This window comes from Otariodibacter oris, assembly GCF_009684715.1.
Classification (GTDB): domain Bacteria; phylum Pseudomonadota; class Gammaproteobacteria; order Enterobacterales; family Pasteurellaceae; genus Otariodibacter; species Otariodibacter oris.
The window spans coordinates 561,361-586,350 of record NZ_CP016604.1 but is presented as its reverse complement, the minus strand read 5'-3'; the positions used below and the strand labels follow the sequence as shown (position 1 = coordinate 586,350).

Annotated in this window: 14 protein-coding genes; 6 read left to right on the top strand and 8 right to left on the bottom strand. The window is 38.9% G+C overall.

Annotated features, from left to right (window positions below; translation table 11 throughout):
- Positions 1-169: 169 nt before the first annotated feature.
- Positions 170-13,666 (bottom strand): ESPR-type extended signal peptide-containing protein, encoded by a 13,497-nt coding sequence (locus A6A10_RS02665; RefSeq protein ID WP_154399691.1) that lies wholly within the window; start codon positions 13,664-13,666, stop codon positions 170-172.
- Positions 13,667-13,781: 115 nt separating this feature from the next.
- Positions 13,782-15,188 (bottom strand): YcjX family GTP-binding protein, encoded by a 1,407-nt coding sequence (locus A6A10_RS02660; protein ID WP_121123569.1) that lies wholly within the window; start codon positions 15,186-15,188, stop codon positions 13,782-13,784.
- Positions 15,189-15,263: 75 nt separating this feature from the next.
- Here A6A10_RS02660 and A6A10_RS02655 point away from each other — a divergent pair, with 75 nt between their 5' ends.
- Complete coding sequence (locus tag A6A10_RS02655) at positions 15,264-16,130, top strand: CYTH domain-containing protein (protein WP_121123567.1); 867 nt, start codon at positions 15,264-15,266, stop codon at positions 16,128-16,130.
- On the opposite strand, the gene A6A10_RS02650 is transcribed toward A6A10_RS02655, so the two are convergent.
- The 4 genes from A6A10_RS02650 to A6A10_RS02635 are packed head-to-tail and all read right to left on the bottom strand — an operon-like array spanning position 16,106 to position 17,804.
- Positions 16,106-16,570 carry a hypothetical protein gene (locus A6A10_RS02650; RefSeq protein WP_121123565.1) on the bottom strand — a complete coding sequence of 155 codons (465 nt, stop codon included), beginning with the start codon at positions 16,568-16,570 and terminating at the stop codon, positions 16,106-16,108. The genes A6A10_RS02655 and A6A10_RS02650 overlap by 25 nt on opposite strands.
- 1 nt (position 16,571) lies before the next feature.
- Positions 16,572-16,733 carry a YoaH family protein gene (locus A6A10_RS02645; protein WP_121123581.1) on the bottom strand — a complete coding sequence of 54 codons (162 nt, stop codon included), beginning with the start codon at positions 16,731-16,733 and terminating at the stop codon, positions 16,572-16,574.
- A gap of 17 nt (positions 16,734-16,750) precedes the next feature.
- The gene (gene truC, locus A6A10_RS02640; protein ID WP_121123563.1) at positions 16,751-17,479 is read right to left on the bottom strand and encodes a tRNA pseudouridine(65) synthase TruC; all 729 of its coding nucleotides are present in this window, start codon (positions 17,477-17,479) and stop codon (positions 16,751-16,753) included.
- A gap of 13 nt (positions 17,480-17,492) precedes the next feature.
- Positions 17,493-17,804, bottom strand: a complete 312-nt coding sequence (locus A6A10_RS02635; RefSeq protein ID WP_121123561.1) for a YqcC family protein — start codon at positions 17,802-17,804, stop codon at positions 17,493-17,495.
- A 198-nt stretch (positions 17,805-18,002) separates the two neighbouring features.
- On the opposite strand from A6A10_RS02635, the gene metN reads away from it, so the two are divergent.
- The 5 genes from metN (at position 18,003) to metQ (A6A10_RS02610) (ending at position 22,356) form a co-directional block, all read left to right on the top strand.
- Positions 18,003-19,037, top strand: a complete 1,035-nt coding sequence (gene metN, locus A6A10_RS02630; RefSeq protein WP_121123559.1) for a methionine ABC transporter ATP-binding protein MetN — start codon at positions 18,003-18,005, stop codon at positions 19,035-19,037.
- Positions 19,027-19,704 carry a methionine ABC transporter permease gene (locus A6A10_RS02625; RefSeq protein ID WP_121123557.1) on the top strand — a complete coding sequence of 226 codons (678 nt, stop codon included), beginning with the start codon at positions 19,027-19,029 and terminating at the stop codon, positions 19,702-19,704. The genes metN and A6A10_RS02625 overlap by 11 nt, the downstream gene beginning before the upstream one ends.
- Positions 19,705-19,750: 46 nt before the next feature.
- Positions 19,751-20,554: a MetQ/NlpA family lipoprotein gene (locus A6A10_RS02620; RefSeq protein ID WP_121123555.1), complete on the top strand. Its 804-nt coding sequence runs from the start codon at positions 19,751-19,753 to the stop codon at positions 20,552-20,554.
- 115 nt (positions 20,555-20,669) lie between these two features.
- Positions 20,670-21,464, top strand: coding sequence for a methionine ABC transporter substrate-binding lipoprotein MetQ (gene metQ / locus A6A10_RS02615; protein WP_121123553.1), 795 nt, complete (start codon positions 20,670-20,672; stop codon positions 21,462-21,464).
- 97 nt (positions 21,465-21,561) lie between these two features.
- The gene (gene metQ / locus A6A10_RS02610; RefSeq protein ID WP_121123551.1) at positions 21,562-22,356 is read left to right on the top strand and encodes a methionine ABC transporter substrate-binding lipoprotein MetQ; all 795 of its coding nucleotides are present in this window, start codon (positions 21,562-21,564) and stop codon (positions 22,354-22,356) included.
- A gap of 71 nt (positions 22,357-22,427) precedes the next feature.
- Here metQ (A6A10_RS02610) and msbA read toward each other — a convergent pair whose 3' ends face one another.
- A complete protein-coding gene (gene msbA / locus A6A10_RS02605) occupies positions 22,428-24,206 on the bottom strand; it encodes a lipid A ABC transporter ATP-binding protein/permease MsbA (protein ID WP_229583614.1) in 1,779 nt (592 codons plus the stop codon).
- 93 nt (positions 24,207-24,299) lie between these two features.
- The gene (locus tag A6A10_RS02600) at positions 24,300-24,986 is read right to left on the bottom strand and encodes an LrgB family protein (protein WP_121123579.1); all 687 of its coding nucleotides are present in this window, start codon (positions 24,984-24,986) and stop codon (positions 24,300-24,302) included.
- Positions 24,987-24,990 lie beyond the last annotated feature (4 nt).

Below are 24,990 nucleotides of genomic sequence, written 5' to 3'. Positions count from 1 at the left end.
AATAAAAATTTATATGATTGTACCCTAAATAAGCATAGGTTTGAATGTGCAAGCGGTAAGATCCGCTCAATATTTTGCAAAACTAATAAATATTTACCTATAAAAATGCCTAGCATAAGCTAGGCATTTGTTTATCTTAAAATGAAACTAACCAATTAGTTAGATGCAGTTAGAATCGATATCCTACACTTGCTCCACCAGAGAAATCACCATAGTTATTCGCACTTCCTGTGACTTTAAAGATAATTTTTCCATTATCTGACACTTTAGAATAACCAAGAGAAAGTGCTGATGCACCTCTGTAAGTCCCTGCACCTATAGCAATCAAGCTATCACTTGGGTTAAATGCTTGTACTAATGTCGCAGAAGCAACTGCACCAGCAATACCCGCTCTCAAGCGATTATCAATTTTACCCACTTCAGCTTTAAATTGACCATAGTTTACCGCATCACCTGCATTAACAGCTTGACCTACATTCTGGATTCGGTTTCCACCCATATCGACTTTTCCATTAGGATTAACAGTCAATGAATTGAAATTAGGTCTTAATGACGTTGCAATATCAATGCGGTTACCTTCTTGATTTACCACAATATTTTGACCCGCATTCACAATAAAGGCGTCACCTAATCCGATCTTGGTTGGTTGGGCATTGGTTGCTACTCCATTAGTTCCTTCAACTGAACCAATATTTAGCTCCCACCCTTTACCGACAACTTCGTGTAACGCATAAAGTTGGCTACCATTGATTGCATCAGTACTGCTGTCACTCACTAAACCTGGTGCAACATTTTGAATACGGCGTGTTTGCATAGAACCATCAGATTTAACATTCCCTACGCTCACAACACCAACAACTTCATTTTGTTCTCCACCTGCGTAGTTATAAGTATTATCACCGATAACTTGAGAAGTATGAGCAATGTTACCTTTAGTCGTATCACCTTCTGCAACATACCCTGTATCACTACCTAAGAATACAGAATTATCTACGGTAGTAGTAACATTATTACCGACTACAAACGTATCGTTAGTCTTCACAACATTGTTATTACCTACCGCATAGCTTTCATTACCAGAAATTACGCTAGGATCACCTATTGCACCAGAATTATTGCCACTTACGACGTTTCCAGTACCGATACTAATTGTATTATCGCCTGTTGCTTGTGAACCATTACCTAATGCAATTGCATTTTCTCCATTAGCTTTAGCCTGATAACCCACAGCTGTTGAATAAGCACCAGATGCACTTGAGTCAATCGTATTTTCACCTTGAGCAATAGGTTTAACCACTCCGTCATTAGTATGGAAGAACTTAATACCTTGTTCATTCATTCGCCCAATAGCTTCAATAACATTGTTAGTACGATACTCTTTTTGATCCTTAACATTATAAGTTGTTAATGTGTAGCCTCCTGACTCGCTTACCTGAACAACCTCAGTTGAGCCATCTGGATTTACAATGGTTGTACCGACAGTACCAATAGTTGATATATCGCCGCCTAATGCTTGATGAACTGCGTACAATTGCTGACCATTCACTGCATCTTTACTTGTTGGTGAAATATCGCCATCTGCAACATTGGTAATGTTCTTACCATTAGCATCTAACCCATCAAATACAGGTTTATCTGCCATTTGGATCTCAACCTTACCGTCTTTTACAACAGTTTTAATATTTTTACCGCTATAAGATCCTTCTGTTGTCGCCTCGCCACTAATTTCTAAAGTCTCACCTAACTTACGGTTAGTTTTACCGTCATTTCCAGAGAAAGCTAATCCTTTATCAGTAAGACCTTTTACTGCTGTACTTACTGCATCATCTACATCGCCACGATTGGCTGCATCTGTTGCATTTGTACCCGATTTAACTCCTGAAATAACATTATTACCCATGTTCACCATTGTGTTACTAGCAACATTGAATGACTTACCATTACCACCTAATGTTACATCGCCAGTTGCAGTCAGATTAGTTAAATTAGAGTCGCCTTCAACTGTTAAATCTTTCTTCACTGTTTGGCTACCCTTTATTAGTGAATCACCTGATACAGTTTGATTGCCTTTGATATTAGCATCGCCTTCAACAGTTAAATCTTTATTCACTGTTTGACTACCTTTTATCATTGAATCGCCTGATACAGTTTGATCGCCTTTAATATTAGCATCACCTTCAACAGTTAAATCTTTTTTCACTGTTTGGTTACCATTTATCGTTGAGTCACCTTGAACTGTCTGATTACCTTCTATTGTTGAATCACCCTTAACAGTTTGATCACCATCTACATTTAAATCACCTGTTGCAGTAATATCATTAAACGTCGGGTTATCAGCGAATTGAATTTCAATCTTACCTTCTGAACCAACAGTTTTCACATTTTTAGCACTGTAATCTCCTGCAGTTCCATTTTCTGTTGCACCTACAATATCAAGTGTTTCACCTAACTTACGAGCAACATCAACTTCAGTATTATTACCTTTGAAATTCAAACCTTTATCAGTGAGAAGATTTGTAAGATTATCAACTTTTTCATTTAATACATCTAAATTAACCGCATCTTTTCCATCTTGGGCATCACCAACATTTTGTATACGGTTACCACCAACATCTACAGACTGATTAGGTGCTACTGAGAATCCACCATTAAAGCGAGTTGCTCCACCAACAGTTAATGTATTTAACACAGTATTACCTGTCGCAGTAATATCACCAGTCTTAATTGATGCAGAAGTGATATTTGCAAAAGTAGGATTCTTATCAATTCTGATTTCTAATCCTTTATCAGTTTTAACTGTTTTCACATTGTCAGCACTATACTGATCATCTTCCTTGCTACCAGAGCCAATAATACTGAGTTTATCTCCCAATTTCTTAGCAATTTCACCACCAGAATTACCTTCGAACACTAACCCTTTATTTGTCAATGCATTTGAAGTTTCATCCAACTGTTTCTTATTCACAGCATCAGTGTCATCTACCGCATCACCCACATTCTTTATGGTGTTTCCACCCATATTTACTGTTTGGTTTTCAGCAACAGTTAAGCCACCGTTTGCATTCAGCATCCCTCCAATGGTCGCCGCACCCGTCGTCGCTAATGTCACCGTATTAACCCCAGTACTATTCACCGTTGTAAATGTCACATTATCTTGCGTGCCATACGTCACCGTACCATTCGCTTCTCGCTTCACCTTCAAGTTTTTACCCGCTTGAAGTTTTAATTGGTCGTTCGGGTTGATTGACTCATCCGCTAAACTCGCTTCCGTTTCATCAACACCACCCTCCACAGCACCATTCGTCAGATTCCATGCAGAGCTAGAGACTAAATCCTTCACTTGACCTAAATTGGTCGCATCACTCTCCTCTGTCGCGGCTGCTACATGACTTATCGTTTGATTCGATGCATCAATCCCTTTTTGAGCTGTTAACTTACCGCCTATCGTAGCATCACCCGTCGTCATTAATGTACCTGTATCTACATTCGATGCCGTCACATTATTAAACGTCGGGTCTTCCGCTATTTGAATCTCAACTTTGCCATCACTTACCACTGTCTTCACATTCGATGAGGTATAGTTACCCGCTGTGCTTGCTGTACCTGTGATATTCAGTGTTTGACCTAAATTACGGTGGGTCTTATCTAAACCTGCATTACCCGTAAAATCTAACCCTTTATCCGTTAATCCTGAGGTCGTCGCATTTAACTGACTTAAGTTCACCGCATCCGTATCCGCTGTACCATTCGCAACACCTTGTACACGGTTATTACCCAGATTCACGGTTTGGTTGTCTGCAACAGTTAAACCACCATTCGCCGTTAACATGCCACCAATCGTCGCCGCACCTGTCGTCGCTAAGGTCGTTGTATTCACATTCGAACTGGTTACATTTGCAAAGGTGACATTATCCTGTGTTGAGTACGTTACCGTACCATTCGCTTCTCGCTTCACCTTCAAGTTTTTACCCGCTTGAAGTTTTAATTGGTCGTTCGGGTTGATTGACTCATCCGCTAAACTCGCTTCCGTTTCATCAACACCACCCTCCACAGCACCATTCGTCAGATTCCATGCAGAGCTAGAGACTAAATCCTTCACTTGACCTAAATTGGTCGCATCACTCTCCTCTGTCGCGGCTGCTACATGACTTATCGTTTGATTCGATGCATCAATCCCTTTTTGAGCTGTTAACTTACCGCCTATCGTGGCATCACCCGTCGTCATTAATGTACCGGTATCTACATTCGATGCCGTCACATTATTAAATGTCGGGTCTTCCGCTATTTGAATCTCAACTTTGCCATCACTTACCACTGTCTTCACATTCGATGAGGTATAGTTACCCGCTGTGCTTGCTGTACCTGTGATATTCAGTGTTTGACCTAAATTACGGTGGGTCTTATCCAAACCTGCATTACCCGTAAAATCTAACCCTTTATCCGTTAATCCTGAGGTCGTCGCATTTAACTGACTTAAGTTCACCGCATCCGTATCCGCTGTACCATTCGCAACACCTTGTACACGGTTATTACCCAGATTCACGGTTTGGTTGTCTGCAACAGTTAAACCACCATTCGCCGTTAACATGCCACCAATCGTCGCCGCACCCGTCGTCGCTAATGTCACCGTATTAACCCCAGTACTATTCACCGTTGTAAATGTCACATTATCTTGCGTGCCATACGTCACCGTACCATTCGCTTCTCGCTTCACCTTCAAGTTTTTACCCGCTTGAAGTTTTAATTGGTCGTTCGGGTTGATTGACTCATCCGCTAAACTCGCTTCCGTTTCATCAACACCACCCTCCACAGCACCATTCGTCAGATTCCATGCAGAGCTAGAGACTAAATCCTTCACTTGACCTAAATTGGTCGCATCACTCTCCTCTGTCGCGGCTGCTACATGACTTATCGTTTGATTCGACGCATCAATCCCTTTTTGAGCTGTTAACTTACCGCCTATCGTGGCATCACCCGTCGTCATTAATGTACCGGTATCTACATTCGATGCCGTCACATTATTAAATGTCGGGTCTTCCGCTATTTGAATCTCAACTTTGCCATCACTTACCACAGTCTTCACATTCGATGAGGTATAGTTACCCGCTGTGCTTGCTGTACCTGTGATATTCAGTGTTTGACCTAAATTACGGTGGGTCTTATCTAAACCTGCATTACCCGTAAAATCTAACCCTTTATCCGTTAATCCTGAGGTCGTCGCATTTAACTGACTTAAGTTCACCGCATCCGTATCCGCTGTACCATTCGCAACACCTTGTACACGGTTATTACCCAGATTCACGGTTTGGTTGTCTGCAACAGTTAAACCACCATTCGCCGTTAACATGCCACCAATCGTCGCCGCACCCGTCGTCGCTAATGTCACCGTATTAACCCCAGTACTATTCACCGTTGTAAATGTCACATTATCTTGCGTACCATACGTCACCGTACCATTCGCTTCTCGCTTCACCTTCAAGTTTTTACCCGCTTGAAGTTTTAATTGGTCGTTCGGGTTGATTGACTCATCCGCTAAACTCGCTTCCGTTTCATCAACACCACCCTCCACAGCACCATTCGTCAGATTCCATGCAGAGCTAGAGACTAAATCCTTCACTTGACCTAAATTGGTCGCATCACTCTCCTCTGTCGCGGCTGCTACATGACTTATCGTTTGATTCGATGCATCAATCCCTTTTTGAGCTGTTAACTTACCGCCTATCGTGGCATCACCCGTCGTCGTTAATGTACCTGTATCTACATTCGATGCCGTCACATTATTAAACGTCGGGTCTTCCGCTATTTGAATCTCAACTTTGCCATCACTTACCACAGTCTTCACATTCGATGAGGTATAGTTACCCGCTGTGCTTGCTGTACCTGTGATATTCAGTGTTTGACCTAAATTACGGTGGGTCTTATCTAAACCTGCATTACCCGTAAAATCTAACCCTTTATCCGTTAATCCTGAGGTCGTCGCATTTAACTGACTTAAGTTCACCGCATCCGTATCCGCTGTACCATTCGCAACACCTTGTACACGGTTATTACCCAGATTCACGGTTTGGTTGTCTGCAACAGTTAAACCACCATTCGCCGTTAACATGCCACCAATCGTCGCCGCACCCGTCGTCGCTAATGTCACCGTATTAACCCCAGTACTATTCACCGTTGTAAATGTCACATTATCTTGCGTACCATACGTCACCGTACCATTCGCTTCTCGCTTCACCTTCAAGTTTTTACCCGCTTGAAGTTTTAATTGGTCGTTCGGGTTGATTGACTCATCCGCTAAACTCGCTTCCGTTTCATCAACACCACCCTCCACAGCACCATTCGTCAGATTCCATGCAGAGCTAGAGACTAAATCCTTCACTTGACCTAAATTGGTCGCATCACTCTCCTCTGTCGCGGCTGCTACATGACTTATCGTTTGATTCGATGCATCAATCCCTTTTTGAGCTGTTAACTTACCGCCTATCGTGGCATCACCCGTCGTCGTTAATGTACCTGTATCTACATTCGATGCCGTCACATTATTAAACGTCGGGTCTTCCGCTATTTGAATCTCAACTTTGCCATCACTTACCACAGTCTTCACATTCGATGAGGTATAGTTACCCGCTGTGCTTGCTGTACCTGTGATATTCAGTGTTTGACCTAAATTACGGTGGGTCTTATCTAAACCTGCATTACCCGTAAAATCTAACCCTTTATCCGTTAATCCTGAGGTCGTCGCATTTAACTGACTTAAGTTCACCGCATCCGTATCCGCTGTACCATTCGCAACACCTTGTACACGGTTATTACCCAGATTCACGGTTTGGTTGTCTGCAACAGTTAAACCACCATTCGCCGTTAACATGCCACCAATCGTCGCCGCACCTGTCGTCGCTAAGGTCGTTGTATTCACATTCGAACTGGTTACATTTGCAAAGGTGACATTATCCTGTGTTGAGTACGTTACCGTACCATTCGCTTCTCGCTTCACCTTCAAGTTTTTACCCGCTTGAAGTTTTAATTGGTCGTTCGGGTTGATTGACTCATCCGCTAAACTCGCTTCCGTTTCATCAACACCACCCTCCACAGCACCATTCGTCAGATTCCATGCAGAGCTAGAGACTAAATCCTTCACTTGACCTAAATTGGTCGCATCACTCTCCTCTGTCGCGGCTGCTACATGACTTATCGTTTGATTCGATGCATCAATCCCTTTTTGAGCTGTTAACTTACCGCCTATCGTGGCATCACCCGTCGTCGTTAATGTACCTGTATCTACATTCGATGCCGTCACATTATTAAACGTCGGGTCTTCCGCTATTTGAATCTCAACTTTGCCATCACTTACCACAGTCTTCACATTCGATGAGGTATAGTTACCCGCTGTGCTTGCTGTACCTGTGATATTCAGTGTTTGACCTAAATTACGGTGGGTCTTATCTAAACCTGCATTACCCGTAAAATCTAACCCTTTATCCGTTAATCCTGAGGTCGTCGCATTTAACTGACTTAAGTTCACCGCATCCGTATCCGCTGTACCATTCGCAACACCTTGTACACGGTTATTACCCAGATTCACGGTTTGGTTGTCTGCAACAGTTAAACCACCATTCGCCGTTAACATGCCACCAATCGTCGCCGCACCTGTCGTCGCTAAGGTCGTTGTATTCACATTCGAACTGGTTACATTTGCAAAGGTGACATTATCCTGTGTTGAGTACGTTACCGTACCATTCGCTTCTCGCTTCACCTTCAAGTTTTTACCCGCTTGAAGTTTTAATTGGTCGTTCGGGTTGATTGACTCATCCGCTAAACTCGCTTCCGTTTCATCAACACCACCCTCCACAGCACCATTCGTCAGATTCCATGCAGAGCTAGAGACTAAATCCTTCACTTGACCTAAATTGGTCGCATCACTCTCCTCTGTCGCGGCTGCTACATGACTTATCGTTTGATTCGATGCATCAATCCCTTTTTGAGCTGTTAACTTACCGCCTATCGTGGCATCACCCGTCGTCATTAATGTACCGGTATCTACATTCGATGCCGTCACATTATTAAATGTCGGGTCTTCCGCTATTTGAATCTCAACTTTGCCATCACTTACCACTGTCTTCACATTCGATGAGGTATAGTTACCCGCTGTGCTTGCTGTACCTGTGATATTCAGTGTTTGACCTAAATTACGGTGGGTCTTATCTAAACCTGCATTACCCGTAAAATCTAACCCTTTATCCGTTAATCCTGAGGTCGTCGCATTTAACTGACTTAAGTTCACCGCATCCGTATCCGCTGTACCATTCGCAACACCTTGTACACGGTTATTACCCAGATTCACGGTTTGGTTGTCTGCAACAGTTAAACCACCATTCGCCGTTAACATGCCACCAATCGTCGCCGCACCCGTCGTCGCTAATGTCACCGTATTAACCCCAGTACTATTCACCGTTGTAAATGTCACATTATCTTGCGTACCATACGTCACCGTACCATTCGCTTCTCGCTTCACCTTCAAGTTTTTACCCGCTTGAAGTTTTAATTGGTCGTTCGGGTTGATTGACTCATCCGCTAAACTCGCTTCCGTTTCATCAACACCACCCTCCACAGCACCATTCGTCAGATTCCATGCAGAGCTAGAGACTAAATCCTTCACTTGACCTAAATTGGTCGCATCACTCTCCTCTGTCGCGGCTGCTACATGACTTATCGTTTGATTCGATGCATCAATCCCTTTTTGAGCTGTTAACTTACCGCCTATCGTGGCATCACCCGTCGTCGTTAATGTACCTGTATCTACATTCGATGCCGTCACATTATTAAACGTCGGGTCTTCCGCTATTTGAATCTCAACTTTGCCATCACTTACCACAGTCTTCACATTCGATGAGGTATAGTTACCCGCTGTGCTTGCTGTACCTGTGATATTCAGTGTTTGACCTAAATTACGGTGGGTCTTATCTAAACCTGCATTACCCGTAAAATCTAACCCTTTATCCGTTAATCCTGAGGTCGTCGCATTTAACTGACTTAAGTTCACCGCATCCGTATCCGCTGTACCATTCGCAACACCTTGTACACGGTTATTACCCAGATTCACGGTTTGGTTGTCTGCAACAGTTAAACCACCATTCGCCGTTAACATGCCACCAATCGTCGCCGCACCCGTCGTCGCTAATGTCACCGTATTAACCCCAGTACTATTCACCGTTGTAAATGTCACATTATCTTGCGTACCATACGTCACCGTACCATTCGCTTCTCGCTTCACCTTCAAGTTTTTACCCGCTTGAAGTTTTAATTGGTCGTTCGGGTTGATTGACTCATCCGCTAAACTCGCTTCCGTTTCATCAACACCACCCTCCACAGCACCATTCGTCAGATTCCATGCAGAGCTAGAGACTAAATCCTTCACTTGACCTAAATTGGTCGCATCACTCTCCTCTGTCGCGGCTGCTACATGACTTATCGTTTGATTCGATGCATCAATCCCTTTTTGAGCTGTTAACTTACCGCCTATCGTGGCATCACCCGTCGTCGTTAATGTACCTGTATCTACATTCGATGCCGTCACATTATTAAACGTCGGGTCTTCCGCTATTTGAATCTCAACTTTGCCATCACTTACCACAGTCTTCACATTCGATGAGGTATAGTTACCCGCTGTGCTTGCTGTACCTGTGATATTCAGTGTTTGACCTAAATTACGGTGGGTCTTATCTAAACCTGCATTACCCGTAAAATCTAACCCTTTATCCGTTAATCCTGAGGTCGTCGCATTTAACTGACTTAAGTTCACCGCATCCGTATCCGCTGTACCATTCGCAACACCTTGTACACGGTTATTACCCAGATTCACGGTTTGGTTGTCTGCAACAGTTAAACCACCATTCGCCGTTAACATGCCACCAATCGTCGCCGCACCTGTCGTCGCTAAGGTCGTTGTATTCACATTCGAACTGGTTACATTTGCAAAGGTGACATTATCCTGTGTTGAGTACGTTACCGTACCATTCGCTTCTCGCTTCACCTTCAAGTTTTTACCCGCTTGAAGTTTTAATTGGTCGTTCGGGTTGATTGACTCATCCGCTAAACTCGCTTCCGTTTCATCAACACCACCCTCCACAGCACCATTCGTCAGATTCCATGCAGAGCTAGAGACTAAATCCTTCACTTGACCTAAATTGGTCGCATCACTCTCCTCTGTCGCGGCTGCTACATGACTTATCGTTTGATTCGACGCATCAATCCCTTTTTGAGCTGTTAACTTACCGCCTATCGTGGCATCACCCGTCGTCGTTAATGTACCTGTATCTACATTCGATGCCGTCACATTATTAAACGTCGGGTCTTCCGCTATTTGAATCTCAACTTTGCCATCACTTACTACAGTCTTCACATTCGATGAGGTATAGTTACCCGCTGTGCTTGCTGTACCTGTGATATTCAGTGTTTGACCTAAATTACGGTGGGTCTTATCTAAACCTGCATTACCCGTAAAATCTAACCCTTTATCCGTTAATCCTGAGGTCGTCGCATTTAATTGGTTTAAGTTAACGGCATCTGTACCCTCAACACCATTCGCTACGCCCTGTACTCGGTTATTACCTAGGTTCACGATTTTATTTTCAGCAACAGTTAAGCCACCATTTGCATTCAGCATCCCTCCAATGGTCGCCGCACCCGTCGTCGCTAATGTCACCGTATTAACCCCAGTACTATTCACCGTCGTAAATGTCACATTATCTTGCGTGCCATACGTCACCGTACCATTCGCTTCTCGCTTCACCTTCAAGTTTTTACCCGCTTGAAGTTTTAATTGGTCGTTCGGGTTGATCGCCTCATCCGCTAAACTCGCTTCCGTTTCATCAACACCACCCTCCACAGCACCATTCGTCAGATTCCATGCAGAGCTAGAGACTAAATCCTTCACTTGACCTAAATTGGTCGCATCACTCTCCTCTGTCGCGGCTGCTACATGACTTATCGTTTGATTCGACGCATCAATCCCTTTTTGAGCTGTTAACTTACCGCCTATCGTGGCATCACCCGTCGTCGTTAATGTACCTGTATCTACATTCGATGCCGTCACATTATTAAATGTCGGGTCTTCCGCTATTTGAATCTCAACTTTGCCATCACTTACCACAGTCTTCACATTCGATGAGGTATAGTTACCCGCTGTGCTTGCTGTACCTGTGATATTCAGTGTTTGACCTAAATTACGGTGGGTCTTATCCAAACCTGCATTACCCGTAAAATCTAACCCTTTATCCGTTAATCCTGAGGTCGTCGCATTTAATTGGTTTAAGTTAACTGCATCTGTACCCTCAATACCATTCGCTACGCCTTGAATTACGGAGTTTCCAGCATTAATTCCATCTGTTTTATCTAGCGTTACTGAACCAACCGTGACTTTATCAAAACTTACTTCAGGTGCTGTTGAAAATGCAATGGATCCATTTTTATTCTCTGCTACTGTATTTGTTCCATTAACAAAATTTAAAGTATTTACATCTTTAGTTAATGTTTTTGCATCACTGCCATTAACCTGAGCTTTCCATGATTGCAATGCAGAATCAGCTTGTTCTAAGGATTGAACAGTCGCATCACTTAAGCCCAATTTATAATCTGTAGTATGTGTTGTATCATTAGGTGTAGTAGATAATTTTAAACCCGTACCCTCAGTACTTACCGTTGTACCATTTGCATTGACAGTATATGTTTTGCCACCATTAGTGTTATCCGTTTCAGCAACACTATGTACATTTGTCCCTGCTACTACATTAGATTTAGTCGCATTTAATTGACTTAGGTTTACTGCATCCGTATCTGCTGTACCATTTGCTACATTATGAACTGGATTATTACCCATGCTTACTGCTTGATTTGGAGCAACAGTTAAGCCTCCTTTTGCATTCAGCATGCCTCCAATCGTTGCAGTGTCTGTGGTACTTAACGTCGTTGTATTAACATCTGTCGCTTTTACATTTGTAAAAGTAGGATTCATGGAAGTTGCAATAGTAATATTCTTATCACTTAACTTAACATCGATGTTATTACCTGCGGTAACAGTGACAGTTTCACCTAATTTTACATTTGAATCACTCCCTGAATTTGTACCACTAGCTGTTTTAGCCGTTGTAAGGTTCCAACCTTTACCTACTAATGTTTTAACATTATTTGCTGTGCTATTGGCAGTGTTAGCCGTACTGTTCGCGGTATTCGCTGTAGTATTGGCTGTATTGGCAGTACTATTCGCCGTATTTGCGGTGGTATTGGCTGTGTTGGCTGTATTATTTGCCGTATTTGCGGTGGTATTGGCTGTGTTGGCTGTATTATTCGCCGTATTTGCGGTGGTATTGGCTGTGTTGGCTGTATTATTCGCCGTATTTGCGGTGGTGTTAGCTGCATTGGCAGTGCTATTCGCATCATTTGCTGTAGTATTAGCTGCATTCGCTACGTTATTCGCATTATCTGCAATAGATTTTACCCCTTCTAACTGGCTAAAATTCACAGCATCTTTATCTGCTGTTCCATTTTGAAGGTTAGTGATTTTTTGATTATGAAGATCTATTCCTGCATTAGCATCAATTTTACCAGAGAAATTGGCTGTTGTAGCAGTTAAAGCTCCTGCATTAACAGAGGTAAAGACGGGAGAATCTACGGTTTTAATCGTAATATCATTTCCATCACGAGAAACATCAATATTCGTATCTTCTTTAACTCGGACAAGATTCGTTTGCGTATCTACACTACTTGCATTAGCTTCTGTCTCATTATTTACCCCTAGTTTCCAACCTTGCTGTAACTTACTAGTAATGCTATATAATTGAGATCCGTTGATGGCATCTGTTGAATCAGACGCAATTTTCCCTGGAGCAACGTTCTTTATTTGGCGTTTTATAGTTGCACTACCAACGGAAACGGCATAGCTTACTTCTTCAACTTCACCGTTTGCTGGGTTATATGTAACGCCATTAACTTCAATATTCCCTTCTTTAGTAGCCGCTTCATTAGTTTCAGAATTTGAACCAAGGGCAATTGAATCAGCATACCTCGCTCTAGCTCTTGTACCAATAGCAGTACCTCCAACTGCATCTGTTCTTGCTGAATCACCTATTGCAACACCCTCTTCAGAATTGGTAAATGTATCTTTACCAAATGCAATACTGTTTGTTCCTGCTGCAAATGCATTAGAGCCGATAGCAATTTGATTTCGTGAGGCATCTGTATCACCTCCAGTTCTCGGTTTACTACCAAATGCTGTGGCATTAAGTCCTATCACTATATTATTTCTTCCTGGAGAAACTGCATTCTCTCCTATAACAACATTATATTTGGCAGTGTTAGGCAGAAATGAACCATCCGTCCCTTTATAGTTTGTTCTCTCTATTTTTGCTGTATTACCAATTAAAATATTAGATTTTCCAAAGTCATTTGTTTCAATATGGACATTATTAGCCCCTACTGAAGAAATAGATCTTGCCGCATAACTATATTCCGATAATATTGGGAATGAAGCTAATAAACTAATAGATACTAAGGATAAAGATACATTAGAGTTTGCATTATTACTACTTGATTTCACTCTACCTTTTGCTAGTTCAGATACAGCAATCCAAGTTTGAGTTGACTTATTCCAAATTACACGAAATATTTTATTCATAATAATGATTCCTCTTTTGTCGTTTGTTAAAATTTATATAAACGTCCCGAGTCTATCATGCTAAGAGTAAACTTAAGTCAGTGAAAAATAAAATTTATTATTTGCATAAAATTTTTTAAGCCAATTTATCTCCTAAAATAAACTGTAAAACCGAATCCATTCTCAAATGAGGAATCGGCTGATCAAAATCTATTTTTTTAGGTTCAAATTGATCAAAGGCGAAATGGTTATTTTCCCAAAATCTGCTATCAGGTAATCGGCTTGGTACACTACCTGGAAAAATAGTAACCATCTTTTTGTCAGAAGATCTAACCCCTCTGATTGCCTTAAATTGCTTATCATGCTGAGTCACAATCACAGGATCGGTAGCTCTAATGGATGAAATAGCCTGATAAGCCGTTTCAATACCAGCAAATTCAGCGTGTCGCCCACCTTCTTGAACTAATTGTTTCATTAATCCTTCTAAATTAGGTAACTGATCTGTCGTAATATGATCAGCCTTAGTTGCAATAAAAAGTAATTTATCGATATTTGAAGAAAATAATCGGGTAAATAGTGATCTATTTCCATAATGGAAATGTTTAAATAATTGCTGTAATCCGATTTTCATTTCTAAAAAAGCCTGCTGACTATGATTGAGCGGAGTTAAACAATCAGCCAGAATGACTTGACGATCAAATTGTGAAAAATAATCTTCATAAAAAGGTTTCACTATTTTCTGTTGATAATGTGAATACCGTTTTTTTAGTGTATGAAAAATACTATTTTTAGGACTCTGTTCTAACTGCTCCCAAGCTGATTCCGATAAATCTAATAATGGGAAAAATTGATAAACAGGCGCTCCTCTTTCACTACTTGGAAGAACAAACCTTCCGGGTTGAATATACTGCATGCCAATAGCTTTACATTCCAGTAAATAAGCGGTGAAATCTTCACTCAGTTTTGCTAATTGGTTTTCATCGACCTTTGAAGTTAAATCAAGTTTTTTAACTTGTTCCAACCAATTTTGAGCAAGCTCTGCCCTTTTGCCATGATGAACTAATTGCTGTGCTTGAGACCATTCTTTAAATGATTGAGAAAGTAAGGGAAGATCAAGTAACCATTCTCCTGGATAATCAAAAATATCAAGATACAACGTATTTGTTTCTTTTAAATAACGTAATAGGCTATCCCTTCTTTGATATTTAATTGCCAATCTAATTTCACTAATCCCCGTTGTAGAAGGAGACCATTCAGGCGGATCCATTTCAAATCCTTGGCGATTTTTATCATATTCAAAACGAGGAATTGTCAGATCATGTTGCTCAACTCTTTTTACAGAAATAATTTGTCCACTTTTAGCAGGAAAAAATAAATTCAAATGGGCATTATCATTGATATTCACGTGTAAAAGTTGATCAACCAAACTGGTAATAAATGCTGTTTTGCCACTACGACTTAACCCTGTTACCGCAAGGCGAAGATGGTTGTCCAACCCTCTTTGCACGAATTTATGGAGCTGATTTTGAATTTGATTAAACATTTTATATACTCATTAGAGAAAAACTTTATAAAATATAGCAAAAGGTCATTGTAAATTCTAGGGAACGATAAACATATGGAAAATGAAATTGAATTAAAAATCATGCTGAAACCAGAAAATATCTCTACAATAGAAACATGGTTTCAATCCCTTAATGTTATATCTCAATCCATCGATATACTAGGCAATACCTATTATGATTCCAATGATTTCTATTTTGAAAAAAATCAAATGGGCTTGAGAATTCGTAACAAAAATAATACTTATGAATTTACCTTAAAAATGAAAGGCGAAATTGTAGGAGGATTACACGTTAGACCTGAATATAATCTACCGCTAACAAATAATAAGCCTGATCTTAAATCACTTGTCTCTTACTTTAATTTAGATATTCCTGAAACTGAGAATTTACATAATAATTTAGTGCCTATTTTTAGTACTGATTTTACCCGTAAAACCTACCTCATATCCTTTCAAAATTCAGAAATTGAAATTGCTATCGACCAAGGCATCATCAAGAATAAAGATGATGAATCCCCTATTTGTGAAATTGAATTTGAATTAAAAGAAGGATCTATCGCTGACTTATTCAACCTATTAACAATAATGCCTAAAGTTGATGGAATGTGGCTAAGTAGTCTAAGCAAAGCACAAAGAGGTTATTGGGTGGGTAATGCAGAAAAAATTGCAAAAGAATTAGATAAACTGACCGCTTGTAAATTAGAAGATTTATCTGATCTACAAAAATATCAAATCACCCAAACGATAGCTGATTTTATCCGTTTAACCGACAATAATATACTTACAGAAAAATATTATTCAGTAACAAACTATCAACATAGCGATATTAAAAATATAAAAAATGAGATAGATAGTGCTGACTATCTATCTCATCAAATTACATTACTTCAAAAGTTCTACTTAACAACTTCAAAATATTGAGTTGGGTAGGTAACATCATTTACTTGAACATCTACACTATATTTTCCAATTGGATCATTTTCACCAAAAGACCAACATCTTTCAATAAATTCACCATTATTACTTGGTAAACTTACCTCTAGTGTATGTGTTTTCCCATCTTCAGATGTTGTGATCTTTGATGGCCCATCAATAAAAGTTGTCTTTTGAGGAGCATTAAATATCTCCTTAACTTGATTAAGTGGTTGAAATGGCATATTAAATGCAACCCAACAAAGTTTATGAGATGGATTACCAAGAGAATATTTCTCAACCTCTTGTGCTACTGTATTGCTAGTATCAAAAACACCAAAACGTAACATAGGCTGAATATCTTGAGGAACAGATATTTGTTGCTCGGCTGCACAAACAACAGATGTGGTAAATACAACACCTAATGCAATAGCTAATAAATTTTTCATTTTATTTCTCCAATGGTTCACTTGTTTGATATGTTTCACGTAACTCTTTTGCGACTATTGCAATAGCTTCACCGCTACCAATTCCTTCTTGCATAAGTCTCTGAATTTTTTCAACGGCTTGTTGCTGTTGCTCATGAGTTAAGCAAAGTAAAATATTATCCATAGTTATCCCTTCAATGTCTAATAAAAATCTGAAAGCTCCCATTCGAAAGACTCAGCGACTCCTTTCCAGCTACTATCAAGCGGTGCTTTAATTGAAATCTTTTGCAATTTTTTAGGATGAGTAAATGTTAATTCATAAGCATGTAAAAATAGTCTCCCATGCCCAATATTTGCAGAGAAAGCCCGATTTTGATGTAGATCACCATAATTTGTATCCCCGATAATAGGATGAAAAATATGCTTCAAATGACGTCTAATCTGATGTTTCCGCCCTGTTTGGGGAAATAATTTGATCAAGCTATAACGAGCTGTTGCAAACTTACCCGCAGGATAAGGTTTTTCAACTTGAGCAATTACCTGATAATCAGTAATTGCGTCTTGAGGCTCTTTAGCCTGTGAAAATTTATCTGCAATCTTATCTAATTTGACTTTAAGGGGATAGTCTATTCTACCCTCTTGATCCTTCAGATGCCCTCTTACAATTGCAAGATATTGTTTCTCCATTTCATGCTGTTCAAATAACAAGCTCATAATACGAGCCACATCACTATTCAACGCAAATAATAGTACACCCGAAGTTGGTCGATCTAAACGATGAATTGGGTAAACGTGTTGCCCAATTTGATCTCGTAAGGTTTGCATTGCAAAAACTGTTTCATGTTTATCCAACCAACTTCGATGAACTAACATTCCTGCTGGCTTGTTAATTGCAATAAGTTCCTCATCTCGATAAATAATCTCTAACATAAAATAAGATGAATTAACTTTTTAGCAATTGTTCAAGTTTAAGTAATGGATCATGCAAATCCATTAAATAGGCTTCTTCTTTTAATGCCTCTTCTAAATAAGGTGTAATCGCAAAATCTCTCGGTAAATCCGCATTCGCATCTAATAAGGCATTCATTTTAGGAATAAAAATCCATTGCAACCACTGGGATGGAGAAAGTGCGTTAACACAAAATGGATCGGTACTTGCCAACGCTTCCTCCGAAGGCGGTGTTGCCTCCCATAGATGATGTTTTTTCATGGCTGCTTCTACTTCATTGATATATTTTCTGGTTTCTTGTTTCATATTTTTCTCCGTTAAATTTTCATAGTGATAGCTATTCTATCTAGATTAGTGTCTGAATATGGGGACTAAAGTTTATTTTTTCAACGATCGAATTCAAACACCTATTTTTTTGCCGAAATTTTATATTTTTTGATTGACATAGAAATCTAGACGTCTAGAATCCCAAACATCCATTTTGTATTAGTTAGGAATAGAACAATGATAGAGCTGAAACAAATCAGCAAACAATTCGAGGTATCAGGAAAAATCATTACCGCATTAGATAATGTTGATCTCGAAGTACCTAAAGGTACGATTTACGGAGTAATTGGTGCCTCTGGTGCAGGTAAAAGTACATTAATCCGTTGTGTCAATTTACTTGAGCATCCAACATCAGGGCAAGTCATTGTTGATGGCAAAGATCTTACCGCATTTTCAGAAAAAGAATTAATTATCGCGCGTCGTGATATTGCAATGATTTTCCAACACTTTAACTTACTTTCATCAGCTACTGTGTTTGAAAATATTGCATTACCATTGAAATTAAGCAACTCAAGTAAAGAACATATAGAGAAAAAAGTAAACGAGCTTTTAGGATTAGTCGGGCTTACAGATAAAAGAGATGCTTACCCAAGCAACTTATCTGGTGGGCAAAAACAACGTGTTGCAATCGCAAGAGCCTTAGCGAATGATCCTAAAGTGTTACTTTGTGATGAAGCAACCAGTGCTTTAGACCCAGCAACAACACAATCAATTTTACAACTATTAAAAGAAATTAATGTTCGATTAGGCTTAACAATTTTACTTATTACCCATGAAATGGATGTCGTTAAACGTATTTGTGATCGTGTTGCGGTAATCGATAAAGGTAAATTAATTGAAAGTGGTTCTGTAAGTGAAATTTTCTCAAATCCAAAAACAGAACTTGCTCAGCGTTTTATTCAATCAACATTCCATATTGAATTACCCGCTGAATATGCAGAAAAACTCTCAGCAACACCAAGCGAAAAGAGTTTCCCAATCATTCAATTTGAATTCACTGGGCAATCTGTCGATGCACCATTACTTTCACATGCATCGAAAAAATTTGGTATTGATTTCAGCATATTAATCTCACAAATTGATTATGCAGGTGGCGTAAAATTTGGGTTTGTGATTGCTGAAGTTGAAGGAGAATCAGATTCTATTGCACAAGCAAAATCTTTTTTAATTGATAATAATGTAAAAGTTGAGGTACTTGGCTATGTGGGCTGATCTTTTAAATGAATTAACACCGAGAATATGGGAATTAGTTGGGCAGTCCACGCTAGAGACAATTTACATGGGATTTATTGGTACGCTAATGGCTGTCGTATTTGGATTACCGATTGGGTTCCTTGCTTTTTTAACAGGTAAAGGACAAATTTTAGAACACAAAACGTCTCATCAAGTGTTAGATGTGATCATTAATATTGGACGTTCAATTCCATTTATTATTTTACTTGTTATTTTATTACCTTTTACCCGCTTAATTGTAGGGACAACATTAGGTACAACGGCGGCAATCGTGCCATTAAGTATTACTGCGATTCCATTCTTTGCACGTTTAACTGCAAACGCATTGTTGGAAATTCCAAGCGGTCTTACTGAAGCTGCGAAGTCAATGGGTGCAACCAACTGGCAAGTCGTTAATAAATTTTATTTACCAGAATCTTTACCAATTTTAATCAACGGCATTACGCTAACCTTAGTTTCTCTCATTGGTTACTCTGCAATGGCTGGTGCTGTTGGTGGTGGTGGCTTGGGTAACCTTGCTATCAGTTACGGAGAACATCGTAATATGGTCTACGTAAAATGGGTTTCAACAATCATCATTGTCGCTATCGTGATGATTAGCCAAAAAATAGGTGATACTCTCGCAAAACGTTACGATCACCGATAAATAAAAACAAACACAACATCATTTAATTTAATAAGAGGATTTACTCATGAACTTAAAACAAACACTCAAAGTTGCAGTAGTTTCTGCATTAGCATTAACTGGTTATAACGCTCAAGCAGCAGATGAAGCTCGTCAAATTACTGTAGGGGTAATGTCAGGACCAGAAGCACAGGTAACCGAAGTGGCTGCACTATTAGCAAAAGAAAAATTTAACCTTGATGTTAAGCTTGTTGAATTCACTGAATATACAGGACCAAACCAAGCACTCAGTACAGGTGAATTAGATGCAAATGCATTTCAACACAAACCATATATGGATGATGAAGTAAAACATAGAGGTTATAAACTAGCGATTATAGGCAATACTTTTGTGTTCCCAATTGCTGGTTACTCAAAGAAAATCAAGAATGTATCTGAACTACAAGAAGGAGCAATTGTTGCTGTACCTAATAGCCCAAGTAATTTAGGACGTTCACTCATCCTACTAGAAAAACAAGGCGTTATTAAACTAAAAGATTCTTCTAATTTGTTAGCAACACCACTTGATATTGTTGAAAATCCGAAAAATATCGAAATTCAAGAAGTTGATTCTTCATTACTACCTCGTACTTTAGATGATGTCGATTTAGCGATTATCAATAATACTTATGCAGGGCAAGTAGGTTTATCCCCAGAGAAAGATGGGATCTTTGTTGAATCAAAAGAATCACCATATGTAAATCTTGTTGTAAGCCGTGAAGACAATAAAGATGATCCAGCAATTAAAGACTTCGTTAAAGCATTCCAATCTGAAGAAGTCTATCAAGAAGCGCTAAAATATTTTGAGGGTGGTGTAGTAAAAGGCTGGTAATTACTGGCTATGACAAGCGGTTACATTAGATAAGAATTTTGCAAATTCTTATCAAGAAGTAACCGCTATATCTACCTCACCAGTAGTAAAAAAGGAAGATATAAAAGGAATAGATATGAATTTCAAAAAATTACTCACCGCCACTGCTGTTATCTCTGCATTTATATTAACGGCTTGTAACGATGTAGCAAAACCACTCAAAGTTGGTGCGATGTCAGGTCCTGAACATGAAGTCATAGAAGTTGCAGCAAAAATAGCAAAAGAAAAATACAATCGTGATGTGGAGATCGTGCTTTTTACCGATTATGCAACACCTAATGAAGCATTAAATAATGGTGATTTAGATATCAATGCATTCCAACATAAACCGTATTTAGATAAACAAATTGAAGATAAAGGCTATAAATTAACGCCTTTAGCAAATACCTTTGTTTTCCCTATTGCCGCTTATTCAAACAAAATTAAATCAATTGATGAATTAAAAGATGGCGATACGATTGCATTACCAAATGATCCAACAAATTTAGGTCGTTCTTTACTTTTACTAGAAAAACAGGGCTTAATTAAATTAGATGACAGCACTAATCTTCTTGCTACAACGGTAAATATTGTTGAAAACCCTAAAAATTTAGATATTCAAGAGATTGAAGCTCAATTACTGCCTCGGACCTTAGATGATGTGGCATTTGCTGTTATTAATACGGGATATGCGGGGCAGATTGGATTAACACCAACTAAAGATGGGTTATTTGTTGAAGATAAAGACTCCCCTTATGTCAATCTGATCGTATCTCGTGAAGATAATAAAGATAATGAAGCAATTAAAGACTTTATTAAATCTTACCAAACAGATGAAGTCTTCGAAAAAGCAAATGAAGTCTTTAAAGGCTCGATGATTAAAGGTTGGTAATAAACTTTATAACAAGCGGTTACATTAGACTCTAATTTTGCGAAATTTCACACAAAAGTAACCGCTATACACAATAGATATATAAAAAGGAATAATTATGAATTTAAAAAAATTACTTACAGCTACTGCTGTACTCTCGGCATTTATATTAACAGCTTGCAATGATGCGCCTAAAGCATTGAAAGTCGGCACCATGTCTGGTCCAGAACAAGAAGTTGCAGAAGTTGCAGCAAAACTAGCTAAAGAAAGATACAATCTTGATGTAGAACTTGTTGGATTTACCGATTTCTCAACACCAAATGAAGCATTAAATAATGGTGATTTAGATATCAATGCATTCCAACACAAACCATTTTTAGATAAACAAATTGCAGACAAAGGATATAAATTAACACCTTTGGCAAATACTTTTGTCTTTCCTATTGCCGCTTACTCAAATAAGATCAAATCAGCGGCCGAAGTAAAAGATGGCGATACCATTGCTGTGCCTAATGATCCAACTAATTTAGGTCGTGCGTTAATTTTATTAGAGAAACAAGGTTTAATTAAACTACAAGATAGTACTAACCTTCTTTCAACAACAGCTGATATTATTGAGAATCCTAAAAATTTAACCATTCAAGAAGTGAATGCTGAATTACTTCCTCGTACCTTAGATGATGTAACATTTGCGATCATTAATACAATCTATGCTGGACATATTGGCTTAACACCTGCAACAGATGGTATCTTTGTCGAAGATAAAGATTCACCTTACGTAAATTTAATTGTAGCCCGTGAAGATAATAAAGATAGCGAAGATATTAAAAACTTCATCAAAGCTTATCAAACAGATGAAGTATTCCAAAAAGCAGATGAAGTCTTTAAGGGTTCTATGATTAAAGGTTGGTAAGATAACCATTTCTATAAACATAAAAAAACCTGCATTATTGCAGGTTTTTTTATTTGTCTGAGAATCTAATATTAGGCACCAAACTGTAAGCTATAAAGCTGTTTATAGGCACCTTGTTTGGCTAATAAATCAGAATGAGTACCGCATTCTACAATTTCACCATCATCTATAACCAAAATTTCATCAGCTTTTTCAATGGTCGATAATCGGTGTGCAATAACGAGTACTGTACGATTTTTCTGTAGCTCTTCTAGAGCTGCCTGAATTGCTCTTTCTGATTCTGTATCTAATGCAGATGTTGCTTCATCCAGAACCAAGACTGGAGAATCACGTAATAACGCTCTAGCAATAGCTAAACGTTGACGTTGTCCGCCAGATAAACTGATTCCATTCTCACCAATAACTGTATCTAACCCATCTGGCAATTTTTCAATAAATTCCATTGCATAAGCCGCTTTCGCTGCATCCTCAATTTCCTTTCTTGTGTATTTTTCAGTTGCAGCATAAGCTATATTATTGGCAATGGTATCATTAAATAAATGAACTTGCTGTGAGACAATTGCACACTGTGCACGTAAATTATTCAGCGTATAGTCACTAATTTTTTTATCATCTAAATAGATATTACCTGAATCTACGTCATAAAAACGGGTAATTAAGTTAGCAATAGTCGATTTCCCTGATCCAGAACGACCGACTAACGCTAATGTTTTCCCTGCTGGTAACTCAAAGGAAATATGTTTTAACGCAGGATGATCTTTACCTAAATAAGTAAAAGAAACATCTTCAAAACGGATATTACCTTTAGCCCTACTAACTTGATAAGTTCCGGTATCTTTCTCTCCAGGAAGATCAAATAATGTAAATAAAGTCTGACAAGCCGCCATTCCTCGTTGGAACTGTGCATTCACATTAGTTAATGTTTTTAAAGGACGAAGAATACCCATTAATGCACTAATAACAGCAGCGAACTCTCCCGCTGTTAGTTCATTCCCAATGATACTTGGAGAGCCTGCAATAAATAAGACGACAGCAAGGGCCAAAGAGGCAATTAATTGTATAATCGGATTTGTAATGGCTGTTGCTGCCATCATTTTCATCCCTTTACGACGCATATCATTACTTTTATGATTAAAACGTTCCTCTTCCACAGATTGCCCACCAAAAGAAAGTACAACCTTATGCCCTCTTAACATCTGCTCAGCACTTTCGGTCATTGTTCCCATAGACTCTTGCATATTACGCGCTAACCGACGAAAACGCTTAGAAATGACCCTAATAAGAATAGCAATTACTGGCGCTATTAAGAAAAGAACAAGAGATAGACGCCAACTATAGTAGAACATAGCACAGACTAGGAATATGACATATACCCCCTCTCGTACAACACTTTGTAGTGCATCTGCTGAAGATGAAGCAATTTGTTCAGAATCATAAGTAATACGTGAAAGCAATTTTCCAGAAGAGTTTTGATCAAAAAAAGTGACTGGCATAAACATAAAGTGTTTAAAAACACGCTGCCTCATTACCATCACAACTTTACCTGATACCCATGCTAAACAATACGCAGAAGTAAAGCTAGTTAATCCCCGAGCAAAAAATAGACCAACGACAATAAATGCCATTTCTCGTAAGAACGACCGATCTGCACTATTACCAAAACCCTCATCGATCAGGGGCTTAATCATTGTTATTAAATAAGCATCAGATGCTGCATTTAATATCATTGCAATCATAGCCACAATAATTCCCAACTTAAAAGGAGATATCATTGGCCACAAACGTTTAAATGTCTTCAAAGTGGATTGATCTTTCGTCATTGCATCAAGTGAGAATGAATCTTTAGACATAATTTCTCTTTAGTTAAAATAAAAGATAAAGTATTGTAAAGGGTAATTTCATTTATACCAAATAACTATTCTATTTACCATAAAATAACCCAACTAATACAAGTATTTTAAAACAAAATGGAGCATAAAAGGGGCAATAATTGAAGATAAAACCCCACATAAGACTAATGCGACAGAAGCATAACTCCCTGCTTTGATACTATAATCCATCGCACGAGCAGTGCCTAATGCGTGAGAAACTGCACCTAAGCTTAATCCAATAGCGTGCGTTCTCGTTACTTTTGCCCATTTTAAAAAGCCTATTCCAAAGGCAGATCCAAATATTCCAGCGATAGTTACGGCTACCGCAGTAATGGCAGGATTTCCTCCCAATTCTTCAGTAATTGATACTGCAATCGCTGTGGTGACAGATTTAGGTAACATCGCAATCAAAATTTCTTGATTAGCCCCTAATAACCAAGCAAAACATAAACCTGACAGCATAGTAAATAACGTTGAACAGCCTACTATTATCATAATTTTTCGCCAATGCTTGGTTAATTGTGGCAGTTGCTCATAAAAAGGCACAGCCAAAGCAACGATAGACACTCCTAATAAATTATTTACAACTAAATTGCCTTGGTAATAACTTTTAAACGGAATATGAAAGAAATAAAGAATGGCAACAAGAAAAATCAGTGAAAGAATAAATGGATTTAACAAAGAAACTTTTAAGCGTTTGCTTAATTTTCGGCTGATAATAAACACGATTAGCGTAAAAAGAGAGTAAAAATAAATCAGTGAG